The organism is Actinomyces sp. HMSC075B09 (genome assembly GCF_001812395.1).
Taxonomy (GTDB): domain Bacteria; phylum Actinomycetota; class Actinomycetes; order Actinomycetales; family Actinomycetaceae; genus Gleimia; species Gleimia europaea.
The window spans coordinates 22,193-41,287 of sequence record NZ_KV808740.1 but is presented as its reverse complement, the minus strand read 5'-3'; the positions used below and the strand labels follow the sequence as shown (position 1 = coordinate 41,287).

Annotated in this window: 14 protein-coding genes and 1 tRNA gene; 12 read left to right on the top strand and 3 right to left on the bottom strand. The window is 57.8% G+C overall.

What is annotated here, in order from left to right; translation table 11 throughout:
- Positions 1-16 precede the first annotated feature (16 nt).
- Entirely contained in the window at positions 17-1,270 is a 1,254-nt protein-coding gene (locus HMPREF2854_RS06635; RefSeq protein WP_070620753.1) for a hypothetical protein, read from the bottom strand.
- 69 nt (positions 1,271-1,339) lie between these two features.
- On the opposite strand from HMPREF2854_RS06635, the gene HMPREF2854_RS06630 reads away from it, so the two are divergent.
- The 4 genes from HMPREF2854_RS06630 (at position 1,340) to HMPREF2854_RS06615 (ending at position 5,545) form a co-directional block, all read left to right on the top strand.
- Positions 1,340-1,717 (top strand): cold-shock protein, encoded by a 378-nt coding sequence (locus HMPREF2854_RS06630; protein WP_034509703.1) that lies wholly within the window; start codon positions 1,340-1,342, stop codon positions 1,715-1,717.
- A complete protein-coding gene (locus HMPREF2854_RS06625) occupies positions 1,710-2,453 on the top strand; it encodes a DUF3027 domain-containing protein (RefSeq protein ID WP_070620750.1) in 744 nt (247 codons plus the stop codon). Before HMPREF2854_RS06630 ends, HMPREF2854_RS06625 begins: the two co-directional genes overlap by 8 nt.
- A gap of 95 nt (positions 2,454-2,548) precedes the next feature.
- Positions 2,549-3,976 carry an NCS2 family permease gene (locus HMPREF2854_RS06620; RefSeq protein ID WP_070620747.1) on the top strand — a complete coding sequence of 476 codons (1,428 nt, stop codon included), beginning with the start codon at positions 2,549-2,551 and terminating at the stop codon, positions 3,974-3,976.
- A 267-nt stretch (positions 3,977-4,243) separates the two neighbouring features.
- Positions 4,244-5,545 (top strand): MFS transporter, encoded by a 1,302-nt coding sequence (locus HMPREF2854_RS06615; RefSeq protein ID WP_070620852.1) that lies wholly within the window; start codon positions 4,244-4,246, stop codon positions 5,543-5,545.
- 118 nt (positions 5,546-5,663) lie between these two features.
- Here the strand turns inward: HMPREF2854_RS06615 and serC are convergent, their stop codons facing one another.
- Positions 5,664-6,788: a phosphoserine transaminase gene (gene serC, locus HMPREF2854_RS06610; protein WP_070620744.1), complete on the bottom strand. Its 1,125-nt coding sequence runs from the start codon at positions 6,786-6,788 to the stop codon at positions 5,664-5,666.
- 119 nt (positions 6,789-6,907) lie between these two features.
- Between serC and HMPREF2854_RS06605 the strand changes: the two genes are divergently transcribed.
- The 6 genes from HMPREF2854_RS06605 to HMPREF2854_RS06580 all read left to right on the top strand — a co-directional run bounded on the left by HMPREF2854_RS06605 (position 6,908) and on the right by HMPREF2854_RS06580 (position 11,051).
- A complete protein-coding gene (locus HMPREF2854_RS06605) occupies positions 6,908-7,603 on the top strand; it encodes a metal-dependent transcriptional regulator (RefSeq protein ID WP_070620742.1) in 696 nt (231 codons plus the stop codon).
- Between the two features lie 112 nt (positions 7,604-7,715).
- A complete protein-coding gene (locus tag HMPREF2854_RS08870) occupies positions 7,716-8,459 on the top strand; it encodes a C40 family peptidase (RefSeq protein WP_158237848.1) in 744 nt (247 codons plus the stop codon).
- Between the two features lie 130 nt (positions 8,460-8,589).
- A complete protein-coding gene (locus HMPREF2854_RS06595) occupies positions 8,590-9,519 on the top strand; it encodes a universal stress protein (RefSeq protein ID WP_070620739.1) in 930 nt (309 codons plus the stop codon).
- A 74-nt stretch (positions 9,520-9,593) separates the two neighbouring features.
- A tRNA-Arg gene (locus tag HMPREF2854_RS06590) sits at positions 9,594-9,666 on the top strand.
- Positions 9,667-9,705: 39 nt separating this feature from the next.
- Positions 9,706-10,254 carry a GNAT family N-acetyltransferase gene (locus HMPREF2854_RS06585; protein WP_070620736.1) on the top strand — a complete coding sequence of 183 codons (549 nt, stop codon included), beginning with the start codon at positions 9,706-9,708 and terminating at the stop codon, positions 10,252-10,254.
- A 101-nt stretch (positions 10,255-10,355) separates the two neighbouring features.
- Positions 10,356-11,051 (top strand): HNH endonuclease family protein, encoded by a 696-nt coding sequence (locus HMPREF2854_RS06580; RefSeq protein ID WP_261666676.1) that lies wholly within the window; start codon positions 10,356-10,358, stop codon positions 11,049-11,051.
- A 203-nt stretch (positions 11,052-11,254) separates the two neighbouring features.
- On the opposite strand, the gene HMPREF2854_RS06575 is transcribed toward HMPREF2854_RS06580, so the two are convergent.
- The gene (locus HMPREF2854_RS06575; protein ID WP_070620728.1) at positions 11,255-13,477 is read right to left on the bottom strand and encodes an NADP-dependent isocitrate dehydrogenase; all 2,223 of its coding nucleotides are present in this window, start codon (positions 13,475-13,477) and stop codon (positions 11,255-11,257) included.
- A gap of 152 nt (positions 13,478-13,629) precedes the next feature.
- On the opposite strand from HMPREF2854_RS06575, the gene HMPREF2854_RS06570 reads away from it, so the two are divergent.
- Both HMPREF2854_RS06570 and HMPREF2854_RS08670 read left to right on the top strand, forming a co-directional pair.
- Complete coding sequence (locus HMPREF2854_RS06570; RefSeq protein ID WP_070620724.1) at positions 13,630-18,156, top strand: hypothetical protein; 4,527 nt, start codon at positions 13,630-13,632, stop codon at positions 18,154-18,156.
- Entirely contained in the window at positions 18,146-18,409 is a 264-nt protein-coding gene (locus HMPREF2854_RS08670; protein ID WP_148130920.1) for a hypothetical protein, read from the top strand. The genes HMPREF2854_RS06570 and HMPREF2854_RS08670 overlap by 11 nt, the downstream gene beginning before the upstream one ends.
- Positions 18,410-19,095: the final 686 nt, after the last annotated feature.

Genomic DNA, 19,095 nt, shown 5'->3' with positions numbered 1-19,095 from the left:
TGTGTCAGGTCAAAGCTCAAACTTCGCTCACGGTAAGCGCGATCTGCTCACATGTTCTAGTGATCTGCTCGCATGTGCGAACCGGCAAGTTGGGCCGTTCATCTTGTGGACCGGGATCGAGTAGCACGAGGCAGCCCGCGAGCTTTGCTAGGTCTTCAGCTTCTACGTTTTGGCGTAGATCGATCAGGATTTCGGCAAGGCGAGTAGATAGGACCGCTAGGCGCGTCCACTCCACCTCGCTGCCCGATACGCGCGCCCACTCTTTGGCTGGCAAGTATTTGCTCGTCAGGTCAATCGCGCGGCGAATCCACACTGTCCGAAGTAAGTCAGCCTCAATCTGAAACAAGTCCGTAGCAGTTGGTTCTTGTAGTAAGGCCAACGTTTTCACGGATTTAGACACGATCTTTTGTGCCTGCGCCAGGCCAGCACGCATGCGTGCGGAAACCTCCGAGCCTGCGGTGGGGGACACCCTTGCCACCTCCAGGCGTGCCGTGGCAAGTCCCTCCTCGATTTCGCTGGCGAGTCGGGTCAATCCAAACGTTGGATCTGGGCTTACGTAGCGGCCCGCGCGAACCGCGGCACGATGCGTATTGACCGAAGCGGGATCTTCCGCCCTGTATGCGGCTAAGGCATGCGCGTACTTGTTTGCGCGCAGGCTACGCAGAGGCTCGGCCGGTTCTCTAAGAGCAGATACTGCGGCGTTCATTCGAGTGCAACCGGCGGGGAGCTTGGCTTTTCCTTCCACCACGGTTGCATCAGCCAGACAGGAAGCTGCCAGTGCGCGAGCCCTGCCCAGCTCAAACCGTAAATCCGCGCAGGCATCCTCTCCAAACATCCAGCGCGAAGCCCAGTACTCACGGCGCATCTCGCGAATCGCGCCATCCAAGTCGAACGCGTTAAGCGGATCTGCGGCCGGAGACAACACCTCGTTAGCCTCGGCCGGTAATTCCTCCGAGTCGTTACCTGCGTCCTCACTCGCCTCATGATTCGCAGTGACGCTCGCGGCTTCGTCTGTGGGGGCGCCCTGGTCTTCATCTGCGGGTTCAGCTGGCGCAGCCGCATCCACTCTTTGCGAATCTAGGCCGTCCTCGCCGTTCTTTCGAGCCTGGGAACGCCGCGCAATAATAGCAACAGCAACCGCGACAACCACCAGCGCCGCGCCCGCGCCAAACAACCAAACTACCGTGCTCACGCGGCCTCCCTCACCAATTTTGCGATGCGCCACACCAACCAACTCCCAGCGCAAATGCGCCACCCTTGGCGATGACATTGTCTCTCGCACTATCATAGGGGTTAGACGTAACAATCAAAGCGAGAAAAACAGACTTAGGAGGCCCCAGTGCCCACCGGCAAGGTGAAATTCTTCGACGCGGATCGGGGATTCGGATTTATCGAAGGAGACGACGGCGAATCCGTCTTCCTCCATGCATCCGCACTGCCCGAAGGCGTTCGCGCGCCGAAGGGTGGCACTCGCGTTGAATACTCTGTAGTTGACGGCCGCAAAGGTGCGCAGGCAATGTTCGTAGAGATCCTGCAGGCCTCGCCCTCCATAAGCAAGCTAAACCGTCGGAAACCCCAACAAATGGTTGGGTTAGTTGAAGACCTAATTAAGGTACTTGACTCCGCATCCGGATCGCTTCGCCACGGAAAATACCCGAATAACTCAGACAAGATCGCGGACCTACTCCGCGCTGTAGCGGATGATTTTGATGCCTGAAAACGAAAAGACTGAACCCGCTGTGGCTGCCGACAAGATCCTCAAAGACGCGGTAAAAGAGACCCTTGAAATCGTCCTTGAGGTTGTCGAACCAAACGAAATCGGTGAGCACCTGGGCTACCGCGTTGAAGGTGAGCGCCTGCTCACGCACTTTTTTGCCGCGAACAAAGAGGGCTACCAAGGCTGGCACTGGGCCGTAACCGTGTCCAGAGTTCCACGGGCGCGGAGAGTAACCGTATCCGAAATCGACCTTCTACCTGGCAAAGGCGCCCTGCTTGCACCCGAATGGGTGCCCTGGGAAGAGCGCCTGCGTCCATCGGACGTGTCCCCCTCAGATGTACTTCCGTACCGTCAGGAAGATTCTCGCCTCACGCTGATTCGCGACTCCAAGTACGGATCAGACGAGCCGCCCCTTTCGCGCGTGCGTACCCTCTCACAAGAAGGCATTGAAAGCGCACGCACCAGGTGGCACAGGCGCTCGCGCGCCAAAGTGAACAAAACCGACTCGAAGTCCACGTGCGCATCCTGCGGCTTCCTCGTTGCCCTTCGCTCCGAACTGGGGCAGAGCTTTGGCGTGTGCTCCAACGAGTGGTCTGGCCACGACGGCCGCCTCGTTCCCCTCACCTACGCGTGCGGTGCCCACTCTGAAACCGACGTGCAAGAAACCGGTAGCCAATGGAACGTGGTGCCTCCGCGCGTGAACGAACTGGACCTAGAGATCATCAGTGACCTCTAAAACCCTAAAACACGCAGGAAATGTGACGCCCGCTACCCGATGTCCACATGGTGGTAGCACAATCACAAAAACGCGTGCAGTGAGACCATTTACCTGTGAATACCAATACTGCACAGCGCTCAAAGCTAGATAGTTTCTTTCACATTACTGAACGCGGTTCCACAATTGGTCGCGAAGTACGAGGTGGCTTTGTCACCTTCTTCGCAATGGCCTACATCCTCGTTCTTAATCCCATCATCCTATCCGCAGCATTCCCCGAAGATGGATCCCTAACGATCCCAACCATCGCGGCGGCAACGGCACTCGTAGCAGGCGTCATGACAATCCTCATGGGCCTAGTTGCCAACTACCCGATGGCGCTCGCGGCCGGCATGGGTTTGAACGCCATGGTTGCGTTCACCCTCGTCCTCGGTTCGGGCCTCACCTTCCAAGAGGCAATGGGTCTGATCGTCTGGGAAGGCATCCTCATCACAATCCTGGTTCTAACCGGATTCCGTGAGGCCGTCTTCAATGCGGTGCCTAACCAGCTCAAGGTGGCTATTTCGGTTGGTATCGGCCTGTTCATTGCGTTCGTTGGCCTTATCAACGCGGGCATTATCCGTCCCGGCGGCACCCCCGTTCAGCTGGGCATTGACGGATCGCTTGCCGGCTGGCCAGCCCTCGTGTTTGTCGTTGGCCTTCTGCTAACCATCGTGCTTTACGTGCGTAAGGTTCGCGGTGCGATCCTAATAGGCATCATTTCTTCCACCGTGCTTGCCGTCATCATTCAGGCCATCGTAGCGATTGGGCCGAAGAGTGATGAGAACCCGACCGGCTGGGGCGTTACCGTTCCAGAGCTTTCCGGCTCTCCGGTCTCGCTTCCCGATTTCTCGTCGCTAGGTGCATTCGACCTGTTCGGCGCGTTCGGTAAGCTCGGTCCGCTAGCCGTTGTACTGCTGATTTTCTCGCTCATGCTTGCCGACTTCTTCGACACCATGGGCACCATGGTTGCGATCGGTGCTGAAGGTGATCTGCTGGACGAGAACGGCACTCCGCCGCGTTCACGACAGATCCTCGTCATTGACTCTCTTGCGGCTATTGCCGGCGGCCTGGCAGGCACTTCCTCCAACACTTCCTACGTTGAATCTTCAGCGGGTGTTGGTGAAGGTGCGCGCACCGGCCTAGCTTCGGTTGTGACAGGCATCCTGTTCCTACTGTCCATTTTCCTCGCGCCCGTCGTAGAGCTAGTACCAACCGAGGCTGCATCTACCGCCCTTGTGTTCGTTGGCTTCCTCATGATGACGCAGGTCTTGGATATCGAATGGAAGAGGCCAGAGATAGCAATCCCGGCATTCCTTACCATCGCGTTTATGCCGTTCGCCTACTCCATTTCGGTAGGTATCGGCACCGGCTTCATCACCTACGTGATCGCCGCGGTAGCAGTTGGCAAGGCAAAGCAGGTTAAGCCGCTCATGTGGATCGTTTCCGTCCTGTTTGCGGTTTACTTCGTGCTCGGCCCAATCCAGGCTGCACTGGGAGCCTAAGCTCCCGCCACGGGCAACTTTGCCAGACTGATCCTGAGCTAAGCCCGTAGCTACAACCCAATATTCGGCGCGGCTCGCGAAGATAACCTCTTCGCGAGCCGCATTAGAATTGTCGTGCAAAACCCGCGGGGCAAGGGAGAAATAAGACTCCTCTTGCATGGCGGCAGAGGTCCAGATGTTCACAGATCAAGATGGATCCCTAAGCGCCTGGTCTGACGTGGCGGCGCGTAAACGATGCTGGCATTATTGAAAAAGGAGGTATACGAGGTGTCAAAAACGTTCGAATCATTAAAGTACTTCAACTACAGACTATGGTTCGGCGCCAACATCATCTCCTCCACCGGCATGTGGATGCAGCGCATCGCGCAAGACTGGGTGGTGCTCACCGTCCTCACTCAAGGTTCCGGCACCGCAATCGGTATTACCACCGCCCTCCAATTCCTGCCCATTCTCTTGTTCAGCCCGTGGGCTGGTGTGATCGTAGACCGCGTGAACCGCAGAAACCTGATCCAGTTCACGCAGGGCATGATCGGCCTCATGTCACTCATTTTGGGTGTCCTTATTCTGACCAACACGGCACAACTGTGGCACGTGTACGTCCTTGCATTCCTCGCAGGGATACTCTCCACCATTGATGCGCCCGCCCGCCAAACCTTTGTATCCGAACTCGTTCCACTTGGATCCCTACCTAACGCAGTGGGCCTCAACTCGGCAGCATTCAACGTTGCGCGCCTAATTGGGCCTGCCCTTGCCGGCCTCGTCATCGAATGGGTAGGGCCAGGATGGGTATTCATCGTCAACCTGCTTCTATTTGCCGCGCCCGTAACCGCGGTAGCTTTGATGAATAAGAGCCTGCTCGCCCCCGCCAGCCGGGTGAAGCGTGAAAGCGGGCAGATTCGCGAAGGCGTGCGCTACGTTATGGGTCGCACCGACATTGTGGTCATCATGATCGTGGCCGGAACCGTGTCTGCATTCGCAATGAACTTCCAGCTCACCTCCGCGGTCATGGCCACCGAGGTTTATGGGAAGGGCGCTGGCGAATACGGCATCCTCGGATCATTCATGGCCATTGGGTCGCTCACGGGTGCGCTTCTTGCCGCGCGCCGCAAGTTCCCGCGCGTGCGCCTCGTGGTTGTTTCCGCGTTCCTCTTCGGACTGTGCGATATTGCGCTCGCGTTAGCGCCCACCTACGAGTTGTTTGCCCTCATTGCCATCCCCACCGGCCTGGCCATGCTCACGATGATCACGTCTGCTAACGCCGCCATCCAGATCTCCACCGATCCTGCCATGCGAGGGCGCGTCATGTCGCTCTACCTCATGGTTTACATGGGGTCTACGCCCATTGGTGCTCCCATTATCGGCTGGGTTGCCGACACCTGGGGAGGTCCCTGGTCGCTGGCCGTCGGAGGCATTTCGGCGATTATCGTCTCTGTTGCCGCCGCCATCTGGGCTATCAAGTCTTGGGACGTGCGCATCAAAGCTAGCTGGTCTCGTAGGCCCATCACCACCTACGGTCCGCGTGAGCGTGCTCGTGACCTCGAAGCTGGCGGCGACCAGCCCACGGATTAGAACGCTCTTTACAACAATCAGGTGGCCTCGACAAATAAATGTCGAGGCCACCTGATTGGACGCTGTTAGCGAAGCCGGCTCGGCCTCATAAATCAAACGTCAAGTGCTTGGCAGAGTGCTATAGGCGGCTGGCCACAAAGTCGATGCAACGCAACAGGGCCGAAACATCTTGCGGATCCACCGATGGGAACGCGCCAATACGTAACTGATTGCGGCCCAGCTTGCGGTACGGGTCCACATCAACCACTCCGTTATCGCGCAATACTTGCGAAACTGCGGATGCATCCACGCCCTCAAAATCAATGGTTGCCACAACCGGAGAACGTAGCGCCGGGTCAACCACGAAGGGCGCGGCGAACTTGCTGTGCTCGGCCCACATGTAAATCAAATCCGTTGATGCTTTCGAACGCTTCGCCGTTGCATCCAAACCACCAAGGGCCAGCATCCACTCAAGCTGCGCATGCATCATAAGTAGCGTTGCCAGAGCGGGCGTGTTCAGCGTTTGGTCCTTGCGCGAGTTATCAATCGCGATCGAAAGGTCCAAGAACTGTGGCATCCACCTGCCAGAATCTGCATGCAACTGCTGGGCGCGCTCAATAGCCGCGGGGGAGAGGATCGCAAACCAAATGCCGCCGTCGGAGCCAAAACACTTTTGCGGCGCAAAATAGTAGGCGTCAGTTTGGGAAATATCTACGCTGGCCCCGCCGGCAACCGAAGTTGCATCCACCAAGCACAGGCCACCCGGCATACGCTTCACGGGAGAGATAACGCCAGTTGATGTCTCGTGGTGCGGCCACGCGTAGACGTCTGCGTTCGCAACCTCCTCAACCGTTGCAAGCTGCCCGGCAGGAGCATCAAAACGCACAGGCTCTTCCAAAAACGGGGCGCGGGCGGCCTCCTCGAAAAACTTCGAACCGAACTCGCCAAACGTTGCGTGCGCGGAACGCTTTCTAATTAGCGAGGTGGTAGCCACTGCCCAAAAAGCCGTGGAACCACCATTTCCTAACACGACTTCATAACCATCAGGAATGTTGAACAGGCGCGCAATCATCTCACGCACCTCGCCAACAACGTTGCGCACCGGCGGCTTGCGATGGCTCGTACCCATAATTAGGTGAGGGGACCTTGGCGTATTCCCATCAGCTAAACGGTCAATTTGTTCCCTGCGTACAAGCGAAGGGCCGGAGCCGAAACGCCCGTCTTTCGGTAAAAGATCAAATGGAATCTGTATTTTGGTCGCCATACTGAAGAATCTAGTCGAATATGGTTCATTTATGGCAACAGGTCAATAAATGGACCGAAAATAAAAAGGGGCACGACGCGTGCCCGCGTTTTGGCGCGGATACGAAAAGACGGGAAACAATGCGTGACTTGATCGACACGACCGAGATGTACCTGAAAACCATCTACGAGCTTGAAGAAGATGGCATCACTCCTTTGCGGGCGCGCATCGTTGAGCGCCTCGGGCATTCCGGGCCCACCGTGTCGCAAACCATTGCGCGAATGGAGCGTGACGGCCTCGTTATAGTCGAAGAGGACCGCACCTTAACTTTGACCGATGAAGGAAAGGGGCTGGCAATCGAGGTTATGCGCAAGCATCGCCTGGCTGAACGCCTGCTGGTTGATGTCATCGGTTTTGATTGGACGCTTGCGCACGAAGAGGCGTGTCGGTGGGAGCACGTAATGTCGGACAGAGTTGAGCATAAGCTCAAAGAGATACTGGACTGCACTAAGAAAGACCCCTACGGCAATCCGGTACCGGGGGAATGGGAACTGCCTGAAGGTCTCATATCCCTCTTAGACGTTCATGCCAGCCTCGCGGAAGGCGAGTATTTGATCGCGGAACTTGCCCGCCTTGGCGAGCCCGTTCAGTCTGAAGTGAATGCTCTGAGCGCCCTCGACGATATCAAAATGAGACCAGGAGATGAGATCTCAATCACCCTGCGCGATGGGGAGCTGATGCTATCCCAAAGTGGCAAATCCGCGAAAAGTGAGGGATCTGTGGCGATTCCAGACTGGGCCGAGCCGCATATATTCATTTTAATGACCACTTTATGAGTGGAACTGTTCACAACTTCGTTATCGTTACGTGACATTTCGTGTGCATGTTGGCTAGAGTGAACTTGTTATTCAAGGAACCTAAATAAGGCACCTTCTAAGGGAGAATATTTTGGCTAAGAAGATCGAGGCACGGCACCGCCGAGCATGCCGTCCCGTGACGCCTCTGACGGACATTACTGAATCCATCAGCCCCGTCCGCGGCGTTGCAACGGTTTCCGCAACCGGACTTGCACTAACCGTTCTTGGTAGCGGCATCGCAACTGCAGCCCCTGACTCGGCGCTCGACCTCGCCCCCAAAGCGCCTCCTACCATTCAGGAAGGTCGTATTGCGCAAGCAAACCCCGTCCTCACCGCTCCGGCAGACGTCGCATGGGCATCTGGTGACGACCTATCGGTAAGCGTTGAGATTGTCGAAGAAGAGGTTGCAGACGGCGATCTTGCCGGTCGTGGCGAAGCTGCGGACCGTGGTTACGAACGCGAATCGCTCCAGCAGGGCCAGGCATCTCCGGTCTCGATCCCGTCAGCGAGCGCTTCTTCAGCGGTTGGCGTTGCCGCGCAGTACATTGGTGTTCCTTACGTTTGGGCAGGTGCTTCCCCGAGCGGTTTTGACTGCTCCGGTCTCGTGTCCTACGTGTACGGGCAGCTGGGCTACAGCCTCCCGCACTCCTCTTATGGAATTGGTGCTTCCGGCACCTACGTTCCGGCATCTGAAGCAGCTCCCGGAGACATTGTCTACTACGGCGGCCACGTTGGCATCTACGCGGGCAACGGCATGATGATTCACTCGCCGGCTCCCGGCCGCGGCGTTGAATACGCTCCGGTTTACGGCGCTCCGAGCTACGTTCGCCTCTAAGGTTTAACGAAAAAGTCCCAGCTTCTCGCTGGGACTTTTTTGTACCCAAAGTGTAAACCCCATTCAGTACAGCTCACATTTTTTGTCAACTGTGTGCAAAATAGAGGTGAAAGCTATAAGGGAGGCAACAATGGCTGGGCAGAAAGTAATCCTCGTTGGGGTAGACGGGTCTGCAGAGGCCAACATGGCACTCGATTGGGCAGCAGCCCGAGCAAAAGAGGACGGCTCTCTCGTTCACGTGGTATGCACCTACGCCCTCGCCTCATATTCGGCAGCCGCCCTTGACGGAGGGTACGCCGCCCTTGACGATGACGCCCTGCAACAGGGCGCACAAAAAGCAGTTGATCACGGGTTGGAAAGGCTTCGTAGCCACGGCCTCACCGAAGTTACCGGCACCACTGAGCCGGGCGATGCCACCAGCGTCCTCGTGCAACTATCGGAAGAAGTAGACCTGATTGTTGTTGGATCGCGCGGGGGTGGAGGCATAGCAGACAGGCTTCTTGGCACCGTCTCCTCGGCACTTCCTGCCCATGCGAAATGCCCCGTAGTTGTGGTTCCGCGTCACACGTCCGGTTCTCCCTTCTGGCCGATTAAGCGCATCGTCGCTGGCGTTGACGGCTCGCGTACCGCTCACACCGCTCTCGAAAAAGCAGTTGACGAGGCTGCGCTATGGGGCGCGCAAGTTGATGCGATCGCCGCTGTTCCAATTGCTACGGGTGCGGGCATGCTCTCTTGGGTGCCCACAACCATTGACCGCGAGCGCCTTTATAAAGAAATGGAAGAGGAACTCGCCGCGGCATGCGCCAAAGTTGTGGGGGACCGTGATGTGACGGTTAAACGGCACATTATTGACGGATCGCCGGCGGAGCTTTTGACAGAGTTCTCAACCGCTGTTGACCTCGTGGTTGTAGGTACAAGAGGACGAGGTGGATTTGCCGGCCTGTTGCTTGGATCGACTTCGCAAATCGTACTAACTCACTCCACGTGCCCAGTTATGACCGTGCCATCCTCGCGGGGCTCCGAGTCTGATAGCGTCAGCACGCCGTGGGAGCGGCGCTGACACTGAGCTGTAAATGCCAGGTGTTTGCGCATTCACGCGCCGGCGCTTGCTCATGGTAGGCTTTTTCAGGTTAAGCCCTCGTAGCTCAGGGGATAGAGCACCGCTCTCCTAAAGCGGGTGTCGGACGTTCGAATCGTCTCGAGGGCACTAAAGCGGCTTTGCTCCAATGAAAACGGCGAGGTTTTGATGGAAGAAAACTGCGAAGTTCTGGCCGTGGGGCTACGCCGACTCCGCTCATCCGACGCTCCACAGGTCTACCAAGCTTTTGCGTCTAATGCTGATATGACGCGGCAGGGAGATGTCTCGACTCTCGCCCAGGCGCAGGCTTATGTCAATGCGCTGATAGCTACGCAATCACCTCATGAGCCATGGGCCGTGGTCGAGGAAGACACGCTTGTTGGCCTCGTGTGCGTATCCGTCGATGAGGAAAACCTGAGTGGCTGGTTTTGGTACTGGATGGCAGATGATGCCCGTGGTCGCGGGTGGATGAGCCGGGCCGCCGCGACGGTTGCCAACTGGGCTCTGACAACGCGCGGCCTGGAGCGTCTCGAGTTGGGCCACCGGGTAAATAACCCGGCATCAGGCGCGGTGGCTCGTAGCGCGGGTTTTATTAAAGAGGGAACGGAGCGCCAGAAATTCCTCATCGACGGGCGACGGATTGACGTTGACACGTATGGGCGGCTCGCTTCTGATCCGCAACCAGCAATTAACGGCTTGGTTCTGCATGAGGATTAGGCCCTGTTAGGGTCCGTCCACACCGTACCTGTAACAGGGTTCGTGCACACCCCCGCAAGCCTAAGTGGTTTTTCAAGGCAAAGCCAGGCATGGTGATCTATGTGAAGAAAGTAAAACCTGGCGATGCCCTCGTGCTGTTTGTCGTGCTTGCAATTGGCGTAACCGTAGCCATTTGGGCTGGCTTACTGCGCTTTGATGGGGCGCAAGCTGAGGACGTTCCCATGTCGAAAGTGCGCGACGAACTCATGGCGCTTGAAGTTAGTGGGTGGGTGGATGCTCCGCCCTACGAACGCGCGGAATTCGGGGAGCCGTGGGCTGACGTGGACATGAACGGGTGCGACACTCGAAACGATATTTTGGCGCGGGACATGGAACGCGTGGTTTTTCGACCCAACTCCAGATGCGTGGTGGCAGCTGGGATCTTGAATGACCCGTACACGGGAAGAGAGCTGTATTTTGAGCGCGGAGATAAAACGTCCCCACTGGTTCAAATAGACCACGTTGTGCCGCTTTCTAACGCGTGGTTTGCAGGCGCCTGGCAGTGGGATGTGGCCAAACGGGAACAGTTTGCGAACGACCCGCAAAACCTCCTAGCCGTGGATGGGCCAGCCAACGAAGATAAAGCGAATCTGACGGCCGATAAGTGGCTACCCGAAAACTCCGACTACCACTGTGCGTATGTGGCCAGGCAAGTACACGTCAAATACGTGTGGGGGCTTAGCGTGAAAGAAAAAGAGCGACAAGCCATGATCGATGTGCTCTCCAAATGCCCGGTAGTGGAAGTTCCAACCCGGTAGAAACATTAGGTCAACTTCGGGCTTATGTGCAGTTGAACTTAAGGCTGTGGCGGGAAAGTTAATCCCGAAGGGTGCGTGCCGGCCGTGGAGCGCAAGCGCGCATATGACGAAGGGGGTGGGGAACCAGGTTTAGGGTTCCCCACCCCCCTTAGTCGGTTAACTACAGCCTCGTGGCACTAACGCTAGTGCGAGACTGGAGCCGGCTATTTGCGTAGCTGATCAATAATCTGATTCAGCGTCTGCGACGGACGCATTACGGCGGAAGTCTCTTCCGTGTTCGGACGGTAGTAGCCTCCAATATCCGCGGGGTGTCCCTGCGCGGCGATAAGCTCGTCGTTAATCTTGTCCGCATTCTCACGCAGCGCAATCGCAACCGGCGCGAAAGTGCGGGCGAGGTCCACGTCCTCAGTCTGGTTGGCCAGAGCCTCCGCCCAGTACACCGCCAGCCACATGTGTGAACCGCGGTTATCAATCTGACCGAGCTTGCGGGCCGGAGACTTGCCCTCACTAAGTACCAGCTCCGTTGCCTCATCTAGCGCAGAAGCGAGGATCTGCGCTCGCGGGTTGTCATCAAACCGCGACAGGTGGCGTAGCGACTCGGCCAAGGCAAGGAACTCGCCCAGCGAATCCCAACGCAGGTAGTTCTCCTTGAGCAACTGCTGCACGTGCTTGGGAGCAGAACCGCCCGCCCCCGTTTCAAACAGTCCGCCACCATTCATAAGCGGCACCACCGAAAGCATTTTCGCGGACGTGCCAAGCTCAAGGATGGGGAACAGGTCCGTGTTGTAATCGCGAAGCACGTTGCCCGTCACGCCAATCGTGTCCAAACCATCGCGCATGCGCGCAACCGATAGCTTCGCTGCCTCAATCGGGTCGAGGATCGAAATCGATAGGCCTTCCGTGTCGTGCTCCGGCAGGTATTTCTCAACCTTCTCAATGAGAGCGGCGTCGTGTGCGCGCTCAGGATCCAGCCAGAAAACAGCCGGGGTGGAGGAGAGGCGAGCGCGGGTTACCGCAAGCTTCACCCAGTCACGGATCGGTTCGTCCTTTGTCTGGCATGCGCGCCAAATATCGCCGGCCTGCACCTCGTGCGACATCAGTACCTCGCCGGCTGAATTGACAACCTCCACGGTGCCATCGGCAGGAATCTCGAACGTCTTATCGTGCGAGCCGTACTCTTCAGCCTTTTGCGCCATTAGTCCCACATTCGGAACCGTTCCCATCGTGCGCGGATCTAGCGCTCCGTTGGCCTGGCAATCCTCGATCACGGCCTGGTAGACGCCCGCGTAAGACGAATCGGGGATCACGGCAATCGTGTCGTCTTCCTCGCCGCTTGGGCCCCACAGCTTTCCGCCATTGCGGATCATCGCGGGCATCGACGCATCAATGATCACATCGGAGGGCACGTGCAGATTCGTGATTCCTCGATCAGAATCAACCATTGACAGGCGAGGACCAGCTGTAATCGCGTCCGCAAACGCCTTGCGGATCTCGGCGGCGTCCTCCACCTTGCCCTCGTCAAGCGCAGTGAAAATCGTTCCGAGGCCATCGTTGGGAGACAAGCCAGCTGCCTGCAACTGCGCCCCAAACTTATCGAACACATCCTTGAAGAAAACGCGGACCACGTGGCCGAAGATGATCGGATCAGACACCTTCATCATCGTTGCCTTCAGATGCACCGAGAAGAGGACGTCCTTGTCCTTGGCGCGCGCAATCTCCTTTGCGATGAACTCCTCAAGCGCTGCAACCGACATGAAAGTGCCGTCAACAACCTCGCCCTCTAGAACCGGTAGAGAATCCTTCAACACAGTGGTTTGTCCATCGCGGCCACGCAAACGAATCTGAAGAGTGTCAGCCTTGTCCAGCACAATCGACTTCTCGTTGGATTTGAAGTCATTCGCACCCATCGTGGCGACCTCGGTGGCCGAGCTGGTGCTCCACTCGCCCATGCGGTGTGGGTTTTTGCGCGCGTAATTCTTCACTGCGATAGGAGCACGACGATCCGAGTTACCCTCACGCAACACCGGATTCACCGCTGAACCCTTCACGGAGTCGTAACGAGCTTTCACATCCTGCTCATCGCTGTTCGCGGGAGAATCCGGATAATCCGGGAGGGCGAAACCAAGCCCTTGAAGCTCCTTCACCGCCGCCTTCAACTGGGGGATGGACGCCGAAATGTTAGGAAGCTTGATGATGTTAGCTTCTGGCTTCTTCGCCAAAGCGCCGAGCTCTGCAAGTGCGTCTTCAACCTGTTGCTCCGGTGGTAAACGATCCGAAAATGCGGCGAGGATGCGGCCCGCAAGAGAAATATCGCGAGTCTCAACATCGACTCCAGCGGCCCGCGCAAACGCCTCAATAATAGGAAGAAGTGAGTGTGTTGCAAGCATGGGGGCTTCATCAGTGTGAGTGTAAATGATGGTAGCCATCAGGGTTTCCTCTCCATTGGGTTCATCACGAGAATAACGAACAAAACCACGGTATTTTGCGCATTCAAAATAAGTATCTCACTCTTAAGTCTCTCGATGTCAAGAAATGTTGGTGGTGGTAGTCACGTTACAGAAAAGCGAGAAGCGCAGAAATGAAACGGTGCCGCCGCGCCTACATCTTCTTGTCCGTCCTCTTCGATAGTGTTGACACCGTGGTATCTAGTTTTTTCTCTCGCCCAAAATCGCAAGACCCGGACCGGTCCAAGAAGACCCGGTCCGACGAAACGACCCCAAATGAGAAGTCGAACAACGGACTCCAAAATAGGGAAGACCGTGCGCATGACGCAGCCAGCGGAGCTGACACGCGCTGGGTGGACGTTGAAGAGGTAACACCCAGCGCCCGCGAAGTAGACATGCGGCATGCGGTTGCTAAATGGGCGCGCGAGCTAGACGAAGTCACCCGGGAGTTCCTGCAGAACCCGAAGAGGTCAACACTCGACCTCACCTATGCGCACCCCGGTGGCATGGCGCAACTCTTCGCACTTCGTACAACGCCACTATCTCTACTCATACGCGAACCCAGCGAGGCCGAACGGGCCCGGGCAGTCGTGCGCTCCCTCATGAATCAATCTCGCGACGTTGCCGCCGCGCACGGCATGGCCCCCATCCACATGGCCTTCGGGCATGCCGCCTGGCAGTCTGAAACCGGCCCGCGCACCAGCCCCATGCTGCTGTGCCCCGCCGAACTTAAACTCGATGACGCGGGCGAACCTACCGTGCGCATCTCCAACATGCTTACCGTTGCTCCGGGCCTCATCGAAGCCGCTGCCGCCTGCGGCGTCGAACTAGACACCACTTCCATCGAGAACACGGCCCGGCAATCTCACGGTTTCACCGCCGCCCCCGCAATCACGCGGCTACGCAGCGCCCTATCTGGCCTCCTACCCGGATTCAAGTCCGATGAACGCATGGAACTATCACTATTCCTGCACCCCGCATCAGGCCTGCAAGCAGAACTTCAAAACGCTGACGCGCTACTGCAATCCAACTTCGTGCTCGCGCTCGCAGGCAACAAACGGGCCGTTAGCGCGATCAAGAAAGAACTCTCTGAGCCCAACCCGTACGACCGCGATCCGTGGAAGGAACGCGGTATTGGAGACCAGTTACCAGAGACGCTGGACCTGGTTGAAACGGTGGTTTCCGGTTCCAACGTCATGTTCGACACTCGCGGTGGAGCAAACCCCACGCCAGTGCTCGCCTCGATCGCCGCGGATGCCGCCGCAAACGGACGTAAAGTCCTCGTTGTCGGTGCAAGCAAGCACAGCGGTGAAGCCTTCTGGCGGTACATGGACGAGTCCGGCTTATCGCACGCCGTGGCGCGAGTCGATAGCAGTAAGGACACGAAATCCAACCTCGTCATGGAACTCGAGCGGATCTTCCGCGACGAATCTCCCTTCGTGGACCGCGAATCCATTGAGCTCATGCGCACGCAATTGCGACGCATACGCGAATCGCTAGCGGAGCATACCGAAGAGTTGCACCGGCCCGTGGCCGAATGGGGCGTATCCGCATACGACGCGCTTCAAGTGCTCACTGACCTCACTTCCACGCGGCCCGGTCCGCGCACCAAAGTGCGTCTCTCCGCCGACACTCTCACCGCCCTCGCGCAAGACACCGACGACCAAGCTAAAGACGCCTTGCGGACAGCCTCTACCCAGGGCATGTTCACCAAGAGCGACGCCCATGACGCGTGGTTTGGTGCCGTCATCTCCTCGCCCGAGCAGGTAGGCCCCGTCCTCGAAATCGTTGCACGACTCTCCACGGAATCGCTACCAAAACTACGCGTGGCCATGTCAACAACTGCCGGACAAACCGGGCTACATCCCGCAACAACATTCAAGGAATGGGAAGACCAGCTAGTCATGCTGGAGGGCGTACGCGAGGCTCTGGATGTATTCCAACCCGCCATCTTTGAGCGCCCCATTGCCGACATGGTGATCGCAACCGCCTCCAAACAATGGAGGCGAGACCATGGTTATCCAATGAAGCGCAGGCAGCGCAAGTACTTGGTTAAATCCGCGAAAGACATGCTACGTCCCGGCCGTTATGTTGAGGACCTCAACGACGAATTGCGCAAAGTGCAGCGCCAACGCGACGTGTGGCGCAAACACCAAGCCGTTGACGGGTGGCCAAAAGTTCCCACCAACCTCGACGAGCTTAAACAACAGGCCGCCGGCGTACGCGAAGACTTGAAACTCCTCGACACGCACCTCGCCACCGCGCACGGGCCCCTGCAACGCATCGACATTGGTGAGCTTTCCCTGTTGATCGACCGCCTCCACGCCGACCCGAACGGGGCGCGCGAGCTACCGGAACGTCTCGAAATCATGAAGACGCTCCACAAGTTTGGCCTCGATGCCCTCGTCAAAGATCTGCGCGAGCGCAATGTGCCAGACTCCTTGATCGACAAAGAGCTAGACCTCGCATGGTGGGCGTCCGCGCTGGGCGTCATGCTAACCCGCGTGCCAAGCCTGGGCGGCTTTGACCCCGCGAACCTGCAAAACCTGATCGGCGAGTTGCAGCAGCTTGACCGCCAGCAAGTGCAGTCGCTTGCCGCAGTTGCCTCCGACAAAATCCGCCGCAGGCGCGTAGACCAGATGGCTCGCTACTTTGAAGAAGAAGCGCAGCTACGCACCGCCCTCGGCAATGGAACGCTTGCGCCCGACGCGGCGGCATCTCTTTATGCATCGTCGCCGCTCGTGCGCGCAATGTTCCCGATTCTTCTGACCGTGCCCGTGATGGTTCCACAGTTGCTACCACTGGGGCAAACGGTTGACCTTCTGGTTCTTGAGGACGTGAACCATCTGCCTCTGGCTGAGCTGGTGCCTCTGCTTGCACGCGCACGCCAGGTTGTAATCAGTGCGGACTTGACGGACCCGACGCCAACTGTGGATGCGCTCCAACAGGTGACCGTAACCGCGCAGATTCATCCTGAACCCGTGCGCGTTAACGAGTATGTAGGGCGTCTATTCAACCGCTACCGCGTTGCACACACGGGCGTGCCCGTGCCGGTTCCGAGGGCGGGGTCGAAGCTCACTATCTCCTATGTTGACGGCCGGGGCATGCCCGCGCCCGACAAAGCTGCCGTTGAGTCCTCCGCTGCTGAAGTCGAGGCTGTCACGGAAATGATCATCGAGCACGCACTGCTGTACCCCGAGAAATCGCTCGCCGTACTCACCCTCAATGATGTGCACGCTGAGCGGTTGCGCGCGAACTTGGATGCGATGGTTGCCACCTCGCCAGCCCTTGAATCTTTCTTTGAGCAAGAACGACCGGATCCATTCGTGATTGTCACACCGAACTCGAACACGGATGTCATGCGCGATCGTGCGATCTTGTCGATTGGGTACGCGAAAACGCCGCACGGTCGAGTGCTACACGACTTTGGAGAGATCTCGCAGGCCGGCGGCTTGGAGCTTCTGGCCCGTGTGCTAGGTTGTGCCGGCGACGAACTGAATATCGTCGCGGCTGTGCATCCCGCGCTGTTTGATAAAGACAGGTTCTCGAACGACGGGCCCAAACTGCTACTGGACCTCATGAGCAGTGCCGAAGTAGCCAGCGGTATTTCCTCCGAGGATCGCGATGCTACCGCTCAATCAAGCGGCGCGACCGCAGACTACCAGGCGGCCTCCCAGGCGGGAGAGCCTGTCGACACCGGGGCGGCGAACCTGGAGCCTGCTACGGCAGACGATACTGCCGACCCCTCCGATGAGGAAGTAACGGCCTCGTCGTCTTCTACGATTCAGACCCAAAACGGCACGCAGTGGCCAACGTTTGAAGCGAAACCGGATCAGCTTTTGATCGACCTCGCGGATCGGTTGTACTCGATTGGTTTGACGGTCATCCCTAACCTTGGGGTTGAAGGGGCGCTCCGCGTTCCACTGGCCATCGGGCACCCGGAGTTTCCAGACGAGTTACTGGTTGCGATCTTGACCGATGACGACACGTACGTTGCGGAGCGATCCTTGCGCCGCCGTGACCGTTACTGGCCAGAACTACTGGAAGCAAACGGGTGGAAGACGCGAACAGAGCTCGCAATGGCTGTCTTCATTGACCCGCAGAAGGAAGCCGATGCGATCATTGACCTAGTCCTTGACGCCGTGGATGAGCGCATGGCTGCGAGGGCCCAAGCTGAGGCTGAAGCAATGGCTGTATCTGCGATTGACGAAGTTCCTGCACAGCCTGCTAATACTGATGGGGATATTGATCTGGGTGAGAACGGCCCCGACCTCACGAATGACACCGGCGAGTCTGCCGATTCAGACGAGGGTCCTGCCGACTCAAATGAAGAGATGCTTGGCACGGAAACGGCGGCTCAGAAACTTGTGAGGTTGCAGGCTGATCGGGATATTCACGGTAGCGCAGAAGAGACCGTTTGGAGGCCAAGCGGCGCCGAGCGGGGACGTCGGCCGGAGGTCGCGGTAGGCTTGCCGCTCGCGGCTTATTCGGATGACCAGCTGGATGAGATCGCGATGTGGATTGTGTCGGATGGTGTGGAGCGCAGTGAAGATCAGATCGTGAACGAGATCCAAAGTGCGCTTGGCCTGACCCGTCGCGGCGCTCAAGTTGATGCCGTGTTGCGAAATGTTGCACGCAGGATCGCTCGCGATGGCAACTGAATCCGCGAACGCAACGAGGGAAGGGCTGCCAGTCTCGCCGGCTGTAAGTGCTCGCCCTGCGCATGTGCACAGGCGGCGCCGAGCTGAGCGGATTTCACGAGCTGACCGCCAGATTATTGAGGACGGCGGAAGCCCATCGTGGGAGCAGATTCGCCCTCTTGAACCGCCGGCTTGGGATGGCAAACATGGTGAGCCAGTGGCGGAGTCGGCTCGCGATCGTGAGTTTCGGGAGAACAAACCGCCTCACTGGTAAGGCGCGTGCTGGACCTGAAGCCAGCCTGCTCGGATTGCTGTGGGTTGCGCTACTGACTACCGTCCCTCCATTTTGTGTGCGAGACCCAAAGTACCATCCAAATACGCGTGCGAGACCCAAACTGTCGCTCAGCAGCTTCCTCGCGTCGGAAACCGCATCATAATTGCCCGTGTCTGCTTCTCCCCCCGGTATTCAGACGGGAACTGCCGTTTCTGCGCCCGGTTTTTGCCAGTTTGAGTCGGAATGCCGTTGCAGGCTGCTTCCAGTGACGAGTATTCAGAGAAGAAGTGCTGTTTTTACTCCTGTTTTCGCCGGTTTGGCTCTGAATACTGGTTGGCCCAGCCGCCAAAACCGCATCCGTGAGTGAAACTGCCATTTTGGAGGCCGATTTTGCCAGTTTGGGTCTGAATACTGCGGGCGGGGGCGCTGCCATCCGCGATTGTGAGGGGAAGTACCGATTCGGGTAGGTGTTTTAGCCAGTTTGGGTCTGAATCGTTGCGCGGAGTGAGGCTGGGAAAGAGAGGCTGGCCGGAAAGGCGTGGCGGGCAGGCAGATGAGGCTGGTCGCATATGTGAAGGGCGAGCGGATGAGGGGGCGGTTAGACAGATGGGGTGGAAGGATGAAGAAAAAAGAAAGTCGGCGAACCCTGGAGGGCTCGCCGACTTCGTCTTCCTCGGTCAGCTAAC